Annotated in this window: 11 protein-coding genes and 1 tRNA gene; 5 read left to right on the top strand and 7 right to left on the bottom strand. The window is 70.6% G+C overall.

All coding sequences use genetic code 11. From position 1 onward, the window contains the following. Positions 1–7 precede the first annotated feature (7 nt). The 5 genes from ligD to ACRVYW_RS04240 all read right to left on the bottom strand — a co-directional run bounded on the left by ligD (position 8) and on the right by ACRVYW_RS04240 (position 6,767). On the bottom strand, positions 8–1,033 hold the full coding sequence (gene ligD / locus ACRVYW_RS04260) for a non-homologous end-joining DNA ligase (protein WP_431802022.1): 1,026 nt from the start codon (positions 1,031–1,033) through the stop codon (positions 8–10). Positions 1,034–1,167: 134 nt separating this feature from the next. Then, positions 1,168–2,172, bottom strand: a complete 1,005-nt coding sequence (locus tag ACRVYW_RS04255) for an SseB family protein (protein ID WP_431802020.1) — start codon at positions 2,170–2,172, stop codon at positions 1,168–1,170. A gap of 67 nt (positions 2,173–2,239) precedes the next feature. Continuing rightward, positions 2,240–4,726, bottom strand: coding sequence for an ATP-dependent helicase (locus tag ACRVYW_RS04250; protein WP_431802019.1), 2,487 nt, complete (start codon positions 4,724–4,726; stop codon positions 2,240–2,242). A gap of 54 nt (positions 4,727–4,780) precedes the next feature. Continuing rightward, on the bottom strand, positions 4,781–5,440 hold the full coding sequence (locus ACRVYW_RS04245) for a LuxR C-terminal-related transcriptional regulator (RefSeq protein ID WP_431802017.1): 660 nt from the start codon (positions 5,438–5,440) through the stop codon (positions 4,781–4,783). Beyond that, positions 5,433–6,767, bottom strand: coding sequence for an ATP-binding protein (locus tag ACRVYW_RS04240; RefSeq protein WP_431802015.1), 1,335 nt, complete (start codon positions 6,765–6,767; stop codon positions 5,433–5,435). Before ACRVYW_RS04240 ends, ACRVYW_RS04245 begins: the two co-directional genes overlap by 8 nt. Before the next feature lie 114 nt (positions 6,768–6,881). Between ACRVYW_RS04240 and ACRVYW_RS04235 the strand changes: the two genes are divergently transcribed. The 3 genes from ACRVYW_RS04235 to ACRVYW_RS04225 all read left to right on the top strand — a co-directional run bounded on the left by ACRVYW_RS04235 (position 6,882) and on the right by ACRVYW_RS04225 (position 9,566). Next, positions 6,882–8,615: a PspC domain-containing protein gene (locus ACRVYW_RS04235; protein WP_431802013.1), complete on the top strand. Its 1,734-nt coding sequence runs from the start codon at positions 6,882–6,884 to the stop codon at positions 8,613–8,615. Further along, entirely contained in the window at positions 8,612–8,983 is a 372-nt protein-coding gene (locus ACRVYW_RS04230; RefSeq protein ID WP_431802011.1) for a hypothetical protein, read from the top strand. Before ACRVYW_RS04235 ends, ACRVYW_RS04230 begins: the two co-directional genes overlap by 4 nt. Before the next feature lie 184 nt (positions 8,984–9,167). Beyond that, positions 9,168–9,566 (top strand): YccF domain-containing protein, encoded by a 399-nt coding sequence (locus ACRVYW_RS04225; RefSeq protein WP_431802010.1) that lies wholly within the window; start codon positions 9,168–9,170, stop codon positions 9,564–9,566. An 81-nt stretch (positions 9,567–9,647) separates the two neighbouring features. Here ACRVYW_RS04225 and ACRVYW_RS04220 read toward each other — a convergent pair whose 3' ends face one another. Then, the gene (locus ACRVYW_RS04220) at positions 9,648–10,175 is read right to left on the bottom strand and encodes a hypothetical protein (RefSeq protein WP_431802008.1); all 528 of its coding nucleotides are present in this window, start codon (positions 10,173–10,175) and stop codon (positions 9,648–9,650) included. A gap of 182 nt (positions 10,176–10,357) precedes the next feature. On the opposite strand from ACRVYW_RS04220, the gene ACRVYW_RS04215 reads away from it, so the two are divergent. Continuing rightward, a tRNA-Met gene (locus tag ACRVYW_RS04215) sits at positions 10,358–10,433 on the top strand. A gap of 63 nt (positions 10,434–10,496) precedes the next feature. On the opposite strand, the gene ACRVYW_RS04210 is transcribed toward ACRVYW_RS04215, so the two are convergent. Further along, positions 10,497–10,955: an NUDIX hydrolase gene (locus ACRVYW_RS04210; protein WP_431802006.1), complete on the bottom strand. Its 459-nt coding sequence runs from the start codon at positions 10,953–10,955 to the stop codon at positions 10,497–10,499. Between the two features lie 308 nt (positions 10,956–11,263). Between ACRVYW_RS04210 and ACRVYW_RS04205 the strand changes: the two genes are divergently transcribed. Continuing rightward, positions 11,264–12,289, top strand: coding sequence for a TerC family protein (locus ACRVYW_RS04205; protein WP_431802005.1), 1,026 nt, complete (start codon positions 11,264–11,266; stop codon positions 12,287–12,289). The last annotated feature ends 112 nt before the right edge of the window (positions 12,290–12,401 follow it).

Genomic DNA, 12,401 nt, shown 5'->3' with positions numbered 1-12,401 from the left:
ACCCCCGTCACTCGGTCTTCTTCGCCCGGCTCGGCTGCACGCGCGGGGGCTCTCCCGGCATCTTGGGGAACTCGGGCGGGAACGGCAATTCGCCGAGCCCCGCGTCGAGGTCGCGCTGCCACCACTCGAGCAGCATGTCGATGCGGCCCGGCGCGTCGGCGAACTGCTCCCACGGGTCGCCGGTGTCGGCGAGACGAGCCGGTACGGTGCGGACGGTGAAGGATGCCGGATCCACCCCCGTCGCGAGCTCGTCCCACGTGATCGGGGTCGCGACCGTCGCCTGGGGCAGCGCGCGCGGACTGTAGGCGCCGGCCATCGTGCGGTCGCGGTTGGCCTGGTTGAAGTCGACGAAGACGCGCTCGCCGCGCTCCTCCTTCCACCAGGCGGTCGTCACCTTGTCGGGCATCCGCCGTTCCAGCTCGCGCCCCGCCGCGATCACCGCGTGGCGGACGTCGAGGAACTCGTGCGTCGGCTCGATCGGGCAGAACACGTGGATGCCGCGGTTCCCGCTCGTCTTGATCCACGCCTCGAGCCCCGCCTCGCGCAGCACCTCGCGGAGGGCGGGGGCGACGGATGCCGCATCGGAGAAGTCCGTGCCCGGCTGCGGGTCGAGGTCGATGCGCAGCTCGACCGGGTTGTCGGTGTTCGTCGCGAGCGATGCCCACGGGTGGAAGACGACGGTGTTCATCTGCACGGCCCACACGATCGCGGCGGCCTCATCGAGGACGACCTGCGGGTGGCGGCGCCCACTGTTGTACGTGCACATGACCTCGTGGACGTAGTCGGGCGCGCCGCGCGGCGGGTTCTTCGAGAAGAAGCTCTCGCCGTCGACGGTGTCGGGGTAGCGCTCGAGCGACACCGGACGGTGGCCGTTCGCGCGCAGGAACGGGTCGGAGACGGCGATGACGTACTCGGCGAGCTCGCGCTTCGTGATGCCCACCTCGGGCCAGATGACCCGATTCGGGCTCGACAGCGACACCTCGCGGTCGCCCTCCGGGCCGGGTACGGTCACCGTGATGCGCTCGGATGCCATGGTCCGACCCTAGGCGCGCCGCGCCTCCCGCGACACCCCGGGTCCTCACCCCGGGCGCCTCATCCCGGTCGCCTCTCGAGCGGCGCCGCCGCGGGTCGAAACTCCGCAACCGCTCCTTGCCGCCGCTCGCCGTCTCAGTCCGCGAGGGCGATGAGCGGAGCGAGCGCCTCACGGTCGAGTTCGGCCCAGGGCCCCGCGGCGTCGAGGACGATCCCGGTCACCGTGGGCTCGGCGGCGAGGGTCTTGGCGAGCTGCTGCGGCGTGAGCGGCAACGGCCGGTCGCCGCGTCCCATTGCGATGACCTCGAGCGGATGCGAGTACACCTCGATGCGCCGCCCGCCCTCGCCGCGTGCTTCCGCCAGCCCGATCTGTCCCGACTCGGGGTCGAGGTTGCCGGCGACCCACACGGTCTCGCGGGTGAGCACGTCGACGATCGCGCGCTCCGCGGCATCCGTCCGCTCACCGGCGAGGAGGGTCTTCAGCGCGAACGGAGGCGGAGCGCCCTCTTCGAGGGACTTCCGGATCAGCTCGATCGGCAGCACGAGGCGTGCGCCGGGGTTCGTGTGGTCGAGGTAGATGCCGTCGTATCCCGAATCGACCGCGGTGCGCAGGAGGTTGTATGCCAACTGGCCCACGGCCGACGCGGCCTCCGAGCCTTCTTCGAGCGCGCTCGCCTGGAGCGGCCCGCCGCCGCTGAACGCGAGAAGGAACCGCTTGTCGCCGAACGTCGTGATCGCAAGGTTCAGGCCCTTGCCCTCGGCGAGGAGCGCCTGCGCGTCACCCTGGGCGCGCACGTACAGCTGTCCGACGAGCGCCTGCCGCATGACGTTCATGACCTCAGCGGCCTGCGGGGTCTCGGAGAGAGCGGCGAGCGCACGCTGCACGAGGACGTTGTCGACGACCCCCGGGATCGTCTGGGTCGCTGCCGGCGCCGTGGCCTCGGGACGCGGCGGGCGCGGCGGCGCCGGCTTCTCCGGGGCCTTGCCGAACGTGCTCACCGAGATGCCCACGTGGGGCACGGGCTCGGCGTCGGGCGCCGCCGTACCCACATCGTCGGCGGACGTGTCCGGCGCTGTCAGCTCCGCGTCGGGTTCGGACGGGGAGTCGTCGCTCTTGCCGCGACGCGAGAACAATGCCATGCCTCGAGGGTATCCCGGGCCGGTGGCGGGCGCGGCGTCGCCGGGAGCCACGCACACCCCACCAGCGCTACAGCTTCGCGATCGGCGCGATCTTGATGAGAAGCTTCTTGGGGCCAGCGGAGTCGAACCGCACGTGCGCGATGCGCTTCGCCCCCTCGCCCGTGACCATGTCGACGCGGCCCTCGCCGAAGTCGTCGTGCCGGATGCGATCGCCCGGAGCGAGCTCGAGGTCGCCGTTGTCGCGCACCTTCGCGGGGATGCGGTTCGCGAACTTCGTCACGTCGCCCGCCGGGTTCTCGCGCCTGGGGAGCGGCACGAGGTCGTCGCCGTAGCGCGACCCGCCGCCGAAGCCGCCGGAGCCCGATCCGCCCCGGCGCGCGTTGAGCGCGCGCGACTGGGTGCCGCCGCGCGAGTTCACATCCCCCGGCGACTGACGCCAGTCGATGAGCTCGTGCGGGATCTCCTGCAGGAACCGACTCGGCATCGCCGCCGAGACCTCACCGAACTGGGCGCGCGTCATCGCGAGCGACAGGTGCAGCCTCTTGCGGGCACGGGTGAGCGCGACGTAGAAGAGGCGCCGTTCCTCCTGCGGGCCGCCTGGCTCGCCTGCCGAGATCCTGTGCGGGATCAGGTCTTCTTCGACGCCCGTGACGAAGACGGCGTCGTACTCGAGCCCCTTCGCCGTGTGCATCGTCATGAGCGAGACCGACCCCGTGGCGTCGTCGAGGTCATCGGCATCCGACACGAGGGCGACCTCCGTCAGGAAGTCGAGGATCGTCCCCTCGGGGTTGTTGCGGGCGAACTCGCGGGTGACCGCGACGAGCTCGTCGAGGTTCTCGACGCGCGCTTCGTCCTGAGGGTCGCGTGAGCGGCGGAGCGCATCGAGGTAGCCCGACTTGTTCAGCAGGACGTTCAGCCCCTCGGTCACCGACGACGACGGCGCGACCTCGCCCGAGACCGGGAGCATGATCTCGGATGCCTCGGCGAGCACCGCGTCGAGCTGTGCGATGGCCCGCTGGATCTTCGGCCCGACGCCCAGCGCCGAGGGGTTGGCGAGCGCGTCGCGGAACGTGATGCCCTCTTCGGTCGCGTAGCGCGCGATCGCCGTCTCGGTGACGTCGCCGATGCCGCGGCGCGGCTTGTTGAGGATGCGGCGGACGCTCAGCTCGTCGGCCGGGTTCGCGACCGCGATGAGGTACGCGAGGGCATCCTTGATCTCGGCCCGCTCGTAGAACTTCGTGCCGCCCATGATCTTGTAAGGCACGGCCGAGCGGATGAAGATCTCCTCCAGCGCGCGGGACTGCGAGTTGGTGCGGTAGAACACCGCCATCTCGCCGTACGGCATGCCGCCGCGGTGCAGCCGCTCGATCTCATCGGCGACGAACTGGGCCTCATCGTGCTGCGAGTACCCGGTGAAGCCGACGATCGCATCTCCCGCGCCGACGTCGGTCCAGAGCTTCTTGTCCTTGCGGTCGAAGTTGTTGCTGATGACGGCGTTCGCCGCGGTGAGGATGTTCTGCGTCGAGCGGTAGTTCTGCTCGAGCAGGACGACCTTCGCCCCCGGGTAGTCGCGCTCGAACTCGGTGATGTTGCGGATGTCGGCGCCGCGGAACGCGTAGATCGACTGGTCGGAGTCGCCGACGACCGTGAGGGATGCCCCGGGCTCGCCCGCCGCATCGGAGGGCGCGTCGAAGATCATCATGCCGCCCTCGTGCGCGGTTCCGGAAGCGTCGGAACCGGGGGGACGCGTGAGCTCGTGGATGAGCGCGTACTGGGCATGGTTCGTGTCCTGGTACTCGTCGACGAGGATGTGCCGGAAGCGGCGCCGGTAGACGTCGGCGACGTGCGGGAACGCGCGGAAGAGGTAGACGGTCTGCCCGATGAGATCGTCGAAGTCGAAGGCGTTCGCCCGCTGCAGCGCGCGCTGGTAGTCGGCGAAGATCTCCGCGAAGACGCGCTCGGCGGGGTCGCTCAGGTTCGCCGTCCGCGCGAACGATTCGGCATCCGCCAGCTCGTTCTTGAGCTTGGAGATGCGGCCCTGAACGGCGGCAGGGGTGAGGCCGAACGCATCGGCTTCGTGTTCCTTGACGAGGCGCTTGATCAGGGCGCGCGAGTCGCCCGAGTCGTAGATCGTGAAGTTCTTGGTGAAGCCGAACTGGTCGGCCTCGCGGCGGAGGATGCGCACGCAGGCGGAGTGGAACGTCGAGATCCACATGCCCTGGGCGACGTCGCCGATGAGCTGGTGGACCCGCTCGCGCATCTCGCCGGCGGCCTTGTTGGTGAACGTGATCGCGAGGATCTGGCTCGGCCACGCCTCGCGCGAGCGCAGGAGCGACGCGATGCGGCGCGTCAGCACGCTCGTCTTGCCGGAGCCGGCGCCCGCGACGATGAGGAGGGCGGGGCCACGGTAGGTGACGGCCTCGCGCTGGGGCTCGTTGAGCCCGGCGAGGAGGTCGTCGTCGGCGCGCGCGGACCCGGCCGATCCGGGGGTCGCGCGCACGGCGGAGGCGGCGCCGGGGCCGCCGACGATCACAGGTTTGATGGGGTCAGGCATGTCCCCTCAAGTCTAGGTCGGGGCCCCGACACCGGCCTTCCGCCCGCCCGAGCCCTACAGCAGCCGCCGCTCGCTGGCCCAGGCCGTCAGCTCGTGCCGCGACGAGAGCTGCAGCTTGCGCAGCACCGCCGACACGTGCGTCTCGACGGTCTTGATCGAGATGTACAGCTCCGCGGCGACCTCTTTGTAGGAGTAGCCGCGCGCGATGAGGCGCATGACCTCCTGCTCGCGCGCCGACAGCCGGTCCAGTTCGTCCGGGGCGGCCGCCGTCTCGCCCGCGACGGCGCCGAAGGCGTCGAGCACGAAGCCGGCCAGGCGTGGCGAGAACACGGCATCCCCGCCGGCGACGGCGTGCACCGCGTCGCTCACCTCGATCCCCGACGACCCCTTCGTGATGTACCCGCGGGCGCCGGCGCGGATGACGCGGACGACGTCCTCGGCGGCATCGGACACGCTCAGCGCGAGAAACCGCGTCGGCACGCTGGCCGACCCGCGGATGACCTCCTCGCCGCCGGTCGCATCGGCGCCCGACCCGCCCGGCAGGTGCACGTCGAGGAGCACCACCTCGGGCCGCTCCCGCGCGATCACGGGGATCGCGGAGGGGACATCGGATGCCTCGCCCGCGACGGCGATCGAGTCGTCGAGGTCGCTGCGCAGTCCCGACCGGAAGATCGAGTGATCGTCGACGATCACGACGCGGATCGGCTCAGCCACGGTCCGCACCCCCCTCGCGGCGCTCGAAATGCAGATGAACTTCAGTGCCGGCATCCGTCGAGCGGACCGACGCCGTGCCGCCGACGCGCCGCATGCGTCCGATGATCGACTGCCGGATGCCGAGGCGATCGTCGGGGACGGCATCCATCTCGAAGCCCGCACCCCGGTCTCGGATGTAGACGTCGACACCCGCCCCGCCCTCGATGTAGACGGAGACCTCTCCTCCCGCGTGGCGGGCGGCGTTGAGCATCGCCTCGCGCGCGGCGGCGGCGACTTCACCGCTGGCGCGCTCGGTCGACGCCCCCGCCGACACGACGTCGATGCGCACGGGGTAGTCGAGTTCGAGCGCGCCCGCGTAGTCGCGGAGGTCGGTCGGCAGATCGCTGTCGGCGGGCTGGTCACCGTCGTAGAGCCAGGCTCGCAGCTCGCGCTCCTGCGCGCGGGCGAGGCGCGCGGCCTCGCTCGACGCGCCGGCGCGGTTCTGGATGAGGGCGAGGGTCTGCAGCACCGAGTCGTGAAGGTGCGCGGCCATTTCGGCGCGCTGCTCCTCGCGGATCCGCGCGACGCGCTCACCCGACAGCTCCCGCCAGCGCTGCACGAACGCGGGCGAAAGCACGAGCAGGATCGCGAAGAAGGGCACGAGCGCGCTCACGAGGACATCGAGGGTCGTCCCGCCCTCGCCGACAGCGACGAGGAGCACGATGACGAGCAGGGCGATGGCGACAACGCGCGTGACGAACGCGTGGCGCGGCCCGCGGGCGGGGTCGGTGCGGTCGATGAACCCGGCCCAGAGTCCCGCGGCGGTCGCGGCGCCGACGGTGAGCGCGAAGCCTCCGACGACGCGCAGCCGCGCGAGCGGCGCCCACCCCCACGCGCGGTACTCGGCCAGTCCGAACATGACGACGACGAGCGCGACCGTCGCGACGGTCAGGAGGATCCAGGCGACCGGGACGCTCCGTGTGGGCGCGCTCGGGCCCGACTCGGCGGGCGGTTCCCAGGGGATGAACGCCCAGCACCAGAGATAGAGGAGGATGCCGGCACCGCCGAGCACCGACAGGACGACGAACAGCCACCGCACCGCCCACACCGGAGCATCGAGGTGCCGCGCGAGCCCTTCCGAGACGCCCGACACGGCGCACTCACGGGGGCGCAGGAGTGGGAGGCGCTCGGCCACGGCGCGCGCGGGGCGCGCCGGACGCGGAGGTCGGGCCGGGCGCGCGGGCCGCGGCGACGCGACCGGGGCCGCGGGCGCGGCCGGGTCGGCGGGCGACACGACCGGGGCCGCGGGCGCAGCCGGAGACGCAGTCGCCGGGGTCGTCGTGGACATGCGGCCATCCCATCACACCGGCGCACGCGAGGGGATGCCAGAACGCGAAGATCAGGGTCGGATCAGGGGTTCACCCCATGGCGACCGCCGCCGTCGCGCGGCGAGGATCGATGCATGACGACCCCCGTGCTCGATCCCGGCCCGCCGCCGACACCTTCGGCATCCCCCGCGGACTCCTCCGGCGCGCCGCCCGCCGGCCCGCGTCCCTCACGAGGGGATCGCTTCTTCTCGTGGACGTCCGGACTCGGCATCGTGCGCGGCGACGGGTGGATCGGCGGGGTCGCGGCAGGCGTTGCCGCACGCCTGCGGATCGACCCGCTGATCGTCCGCGGCATCTTCGTGGTCGTGCAGCTCTTCGGATTCCCGATGCTGCTCGTCTATGCGATCGCGTGGGCGGTGCTCCCCGACCTCGACGGGCGGATCCCGCTGCGCGACGCGATCCGCGGGCAGTGGACGCCGGCGATGGGCGGGATCATCGCGTGCGCCGTGCTCGGCCTCGTGCCGGCGCCCGTCGGCGCCGCGATCGTCCTGCCCGCCGCGTACGTGTCGGACCCCACCATCATCGCGCTGTCCATCGTGTTCACGGTGGCACTGCTCGTCGCCGGCCTTCTCGTCTTCGTCATCGCCAGCGCCGCGCGCTCCCCGCGCCCGCGGTCCACCCCCCAGACCCCGGCGGCCGATCCGGATGAGCGCACGGCTTCTGCCGCGCCTCTCGATCCGGACAGGGCCCCGGACGCGTCCGCCGCGGCATCCGGTTCGGGTCCGGATGCCCCGCGTGCGGACGAGGAGGGGGATGCCGCCGGCTTCGCGGCCTCCCCCTCCTCCCTCGACCCCCCATCCACCGAATCCGGCGCCCCATCCACCGAACCCACCACCCCCGCCGAACCCGTCACCCCCGCCGCACCCGTCGACGAGTACGCCGCCTGGCGCGAGCAGCACGCCGCGTGGAAGATGCAGGACGACGCCTGGCGCCGCCAGCAGCAGGATGCCGCGCGCCTCGCCCGCGAGCAGGCGCGGCGCGAGCGCCAGGAGCGGGGCGCCGCCTTCACGGCGGATGCCGACGAGCGTCGCCGCGTCCGCCGAGCGACCAAGCCGCGGACCCCGTTCGCGTACGTCGCCGCCGTCGTCGGGGTCGCGATCGTGCTGGGTGCGATCGTCGGACTCGCCGGGGCGTCGGAGCTCTCGGTCGCACGAGGGCTGTTCGTCGCGGCTCTCGTCACCGCCCTCGGCATGGTGATCGCGGGCGCCGTGCGGTGGCGCAGCGGATTCCTCGCGTTCACGACCGTGCTCTTTCTTCTCGGCGGCGCGGCGGGGGTCGCGGTGCCGGCGGCTCGAGAGTTGCACCTCACCTCGTACGGCGTCTCGAACGCCCCGGGTGCGCAACGGTGGCCGGCATCCGCGCCCTTCGTCCAGCCGTGGGGTGACGTGACCGTGTCCCTGCGGAACAACGGCGAACCCGACCGCCCGATCCACATCGAGAAGCGTGGGGGCTTCACCTACGTCTGGTTCGAGCCGGGCGTCACGCTGCACCTCGACCTCACGGTGCCCGCCGGCGGTTTTCAGGTGGACCGCGACTCCGACACGCAGTACGAACCGGTCGACCTCGTCGAAGCGTTCAGCGCGACGGCCACGACGCTGCCCGATGGGCGCGTGCGCTATGAGGGCACCTACGCATCCGATCCGGCACCGTCCACCCGTCTGAGCGACGAGGGCATCCGGCTCGCCGATCCGAAGGACATGATCGTCACCGAACAGACGCTCGCGATCGATCAGGAGTCCGGCTACGTCCAGATCATCGTGCCCCGACTGACCGACACAGGCGCCGAGACCCCCGAGGAGTCCGAATGAGCGACGACCAGACGACCGAGATTCTCGAGAGCTTCGACGACGTGACCGACGGGCGCGTTGAGGATGCCGAGGCGTCAGACACCGCGGCATCCGGCGCGACCACGCCCTCCGACGGCCGTCCCGCGCTCCGCGCCCGCACGCGCTGGGCGGGGATCGTCTGGGGGCTGGTGCTCGCGGCGATGGCGATCGGCGGGGTGTGGCTCGCCTCGGGCGAAGCGCGGATCGACGATCTCGTCGCGTGGATCGCGGCTCTGTCGCCGGCGACGGCGATCGGCCTCGGCGTCCTCACCCTCGGCGCGCTGATCCTCGTCACGGGACTCGTCGGGCTGCTGCGCCGCGCGCAGCGCGCCGTCGCCGGCCGGAAGTAGCGCACCGGTCGTCGGATCGGTGGAGCTGGTGTCATCTCCCGCGCCTCAGGAGACAACACCAGCCCCACGGATCCGACAACTGGTACCGCACCTCGACGAAACCGACCCCGAGTTCGACGGCGAAACCGACCCGGCACCGCAGGTCCCCGGCATCCGTTCAGCCCCGACCCGCCAGAATGGGGCCATGCGCACGCTGCTCAACATCATCTGGGTGATCTTCGCCGGGTTCTGGCTGTTCCTGGGTTACGTGCTCGCAGGGGTGCTGCTGTGCATCCCGATCATCACGATCCCGTGGGCGATCGCGTCGTTCCGGACGGCGGGCTACGTCATCTGGCCCTTCGGGCGGACGATCGTCTCGAAGCCCACGGCGGGCGTAGGGTCGTTCCTCGGCAACGTGATCTGGGTGATCTTCGCCGGCTGGTGGCTCGCGCTCGGACACCTCCTGAGCGGCATCGCGCTGTGTGTCACGATCATCGGCATCCCGATGGCGATCGCCGACTTCAAGATGATCCCGATCTCCCTCATGCCCCTCGGCAAGGACATCGTCTCGACCCGCGACAGCGCCTTCGACCGCACGCTCTGACCTCCGCGCACCGCGAAAGGCCCGCACCTCCGGAGAGGTGTGGGCCTTTCGTGCTGTGTGCGGGCTGTACCGGGGGTCAGCTCACTTGTCGATCGACGTGCAGGCCGCGTCGGCGTCGGCGCTCGTGCAGAGGACGAGCGAGGTCGCGTCGACGAGGTTCTCGGGCACCTGGAAGCTCCACGCGAAGGTGTAGAGCTTGTCGGCCGTCATCGGCACGTCGACGGCGCGGGGCGAGACGGCGGTGCCGGTGAACGACTCGTCGGCGGTGGAGCGCAGCACCGGCGCGACGTCGACGTCGGTCTGGTCGGCGGCGGCCGTCCACTGGGCGACGTTCACGGTGACCCACTGGTTGCCGGCGTCGGGGTCGCCGAGGGTGCCGACGGCGCCCTCGTCGGGGGCGACCGAGCTCCACAGCTGCAGGTCGGTGCCGTCGACACCGGTGCGCTCGCCGGCGACGGCGGGCGATGCGTAGGACGACTCGGCGACCGAAGCGGTCGGCGACGGCTCGGCCGTGCCGGCACCGTCGGACGCGGGCTGCGTGGCGCAGCCGGCGAGGGCGAGCACCGCGATGGCGGTGAGGGACAGGACTGCTGTGCTTCGTGAGCGCATGACAAACACCTCTTCAGAACTAGGGATGCTTCCACCGTATCCCGCCGACCTGAACGCCCGATCTGCGCTCGGCCGTCTCATATCGCCCGCCCGATCCCCGTCATGTTTCGACACCGAGTGCAAGAATCGGTCACCGGGGTCGATATCGGGCAGATGCTCGCCTAGGTTCGAAGGACACACATCGCGGCGATCCGGGCGGTCCCGGGCACCGGCTCATAACCGGTTGCGTTGCGGGTTCGACTCCCGCCGTCGCGTCCACACAGCGGCGGCCCTTCCCTTGCGATCGATCCCTCGGCGCGCTCACCGAGCGAACCGCCCTCGTCAGAAGCCGTAGCTGGTCAGTGGTTCGGGCCCGCCCGACGCGAGCCCGTCGAGCACGAACCGCTCGTAGTCGGGGATGCCGCTGGGCAGACCATCGAGGGCGAACCAGGCGATCTCTGCACACTTGGCCGGCTCCATGATGGCGGGATCGCCCGTCCACGCGGTCGCCGTGAAGAACCAGTCGACGCGCTGCTCGTTCGGATCGGGCGAACCATCGGTGCGCTGCATGACGGTCGCGACCCGAAGGCTCGACGCGACGAGGTCGATCCCGAGTTCCTCCTTCGCCTCGCGACGCGCCGCCGCGACGGCGGTCTCGCCCCACTCGATGTGACCGGCGGCCCCCGCGACCCACATGCCGTCCATATAGCCCGTGTTCTGCCGCCGCTGCAGAAGCACGCGATCACCCCGCAGCAGGTAGACGTAGGAGGCGGGGACGACGGAGACGCGAGGACTCGGCACGCGTCCACGCTAGGCGAGACGCAGCAATCGTCTCGCCGACGGGCGGGACCTACCCCATACCCCACCGCCCGCACCAGCGCATTCTCAGGAACCCGTAACAAACCCCCGCTAGGCTCGCCAAGTTCCACGGGGAGTATTCCGGCACGGGCAGCTCGTCATTACGTGCGCGACATCGCGCACCGGGCGCCCGGTCCTCGATCGACGAAGGTCGCAGAGGATGGAAGAGACCTGGACGCTGACACACCGCACGTGCGCCACCGCACCTGCACCATCGATCACTGTCAACGCCTAGCCCGGGAGCTTCAGCTGTGAACATCACGCCCCTCGTGTGGATCATCACGATCATCGTCACGATCCTGTTCTTCGTGTACGAATTCTTCGCGCACGTCCGCAAGCCCCACGAGCCGACGATCGGCGAATCGGCCCGCTGGTCGGCGTTTTACATCGGGCTCGCCCTGCTGTTCGGCGTCGGCATCGGCATGGTGTCGGGCTGGACGTACGGCGGCGAGTACTTCGCCGGCTACCTCACCGAGAAGGCGCTGTCGATCGACAACCTGTTCGTCTTCCTCATCATCATGACGAGCTTCGCGGTGCCGAAGATCTACCAGCAAAAGGTGCTGATGATCGGCATCATCATCGCGCTCGTCCTGCGTGGAATCTTCATCGCCGCCGGCGCAGCCCTCATCTCCAACTTCTCGGGGGTGTTCTACATCTTCGGCGCCCTGCTGCTGTTCCTCGCCTATCGCCAGGCGTTCGCGCACGGCGACTCGAATCCCGTCGACGGGAAATTCATGCGGCTCGTGCGGCGCGTGCTGCCGGTGAGCGACGAGTACGACGGCGACCGCCTCACCGTCGTCAAGAACGGCCGCCGCTACGTGACGCCGATGCTCCTCGTCATCATCGCGATCGGGTTCGTCGACCTCGTCTTCGCGGTGGACTCGATCCCGGCGATCTACGGCCTCACCAACGAGCCGTACATCGTCTTCACCGCGAACGCGTTCGCGCTCATGGGCCTCCGTCAGCTCTACTTCCTCATCGGCGGCCTCCTCGAGCGCCTCGTCTACCTGGCGCAGGGCCTCGCTGTCATCCTCGCCTTCATCGGCGTGAAGCTCGTCCTCCACGCGATGCACGTCAACGAGCTCCCCTTCATCAACGGCGGCGAGCCGATGCTCTGGGCGCCCGAGATCCCGATCTGGTTCTCGCTCCTGTTCATCGGGGTGACGATCGCCGTCGCCACCGTCGCGAGCCTCGTGAAGACGCGCGGCGACCGCGCGAAGGTGGGCCCGGCGGATGCCGAGACCGCCGCCGCCGTGGAGGAATCGCCCCGGGGGTGAGCCGCCGCACTTCGGAGATCCTCAGTCCTTCCCCACCTTTTCCGCCCGTAGACTTGTCCTTCACCCGATTCCGACCCACGAGAGATACCCCGTGAGCCGCCGTTCTTCCTCC

The sequence above is a fragment of the Microbacterium sp. bgisy203 genome, assembly GCF_965345155.1.
Classification (GTDB): Bacteria; Actinomycetota; Actinomycetes; order Actinomycetales; family Microbacteriaceae; genus Microbacterium.
This window is presented reverse-complemented; position numbering and strand designations above follow the sequence as displayed.

Coding starts and splice junctions, on each gene's coding strand:
- ACRVYW_RS04255 (WP_431802020.1), bottom strand. CDS start 2,172: ATGGCATTGTTCTCGCGTCGCGGCAAGAGCGACGACTCCCCGTCCGAA.
- ACRVYW_RS04225 (WP_431802010.1), top strand. CDS start 9,168: ATGCGCACGCTGCTCAACATCATCTGGGTGATCTTCGCCGGGTTCTGG.
- ACRVYW_RS04220 (WP_431802008.1), bottom strand. CDS start 10,175: ATGCGCTCACGAAGCACAGCAGTCCTGTCCCTCACCGCCATCGCGGTG.
- ACRVYW_RS04230 (WP_431802011.1), top strand. CDS start 8,612: ATGAGCGACGACCAGACGACCGAGATTCTCGAGAGCTTCGACGACGTG.
- ACRVYW_RS04235 (WP_431802013.1), top strand. CDS start 6,882: ATGACGACCCCCGTGCTCGATCCCGGCCCGCCGCCGACACCTTCGGCA.
- ligD (WP_431802022.1), bottom strand. CDS start 1,033: ATGGCATCCGAGCGCATCACGGTGACCGTACCCGGCCCGGAGGGCGAC.
- ACRVYW_RS04250 (WP_431802019.1), bottom strand. CDS start 4,726: ATGCCTGACCCCATCAAACCTGTGATCGTCGGCGGCCCCGGCGCCGCC.
- ACRVYW_RS04240 (WP_431802015.1), bottom strand. CDS start 6,767: ATGTCCACGACGACCCCGGCGACTGCGTCTCCGGCTGCGCCCGCGGCC.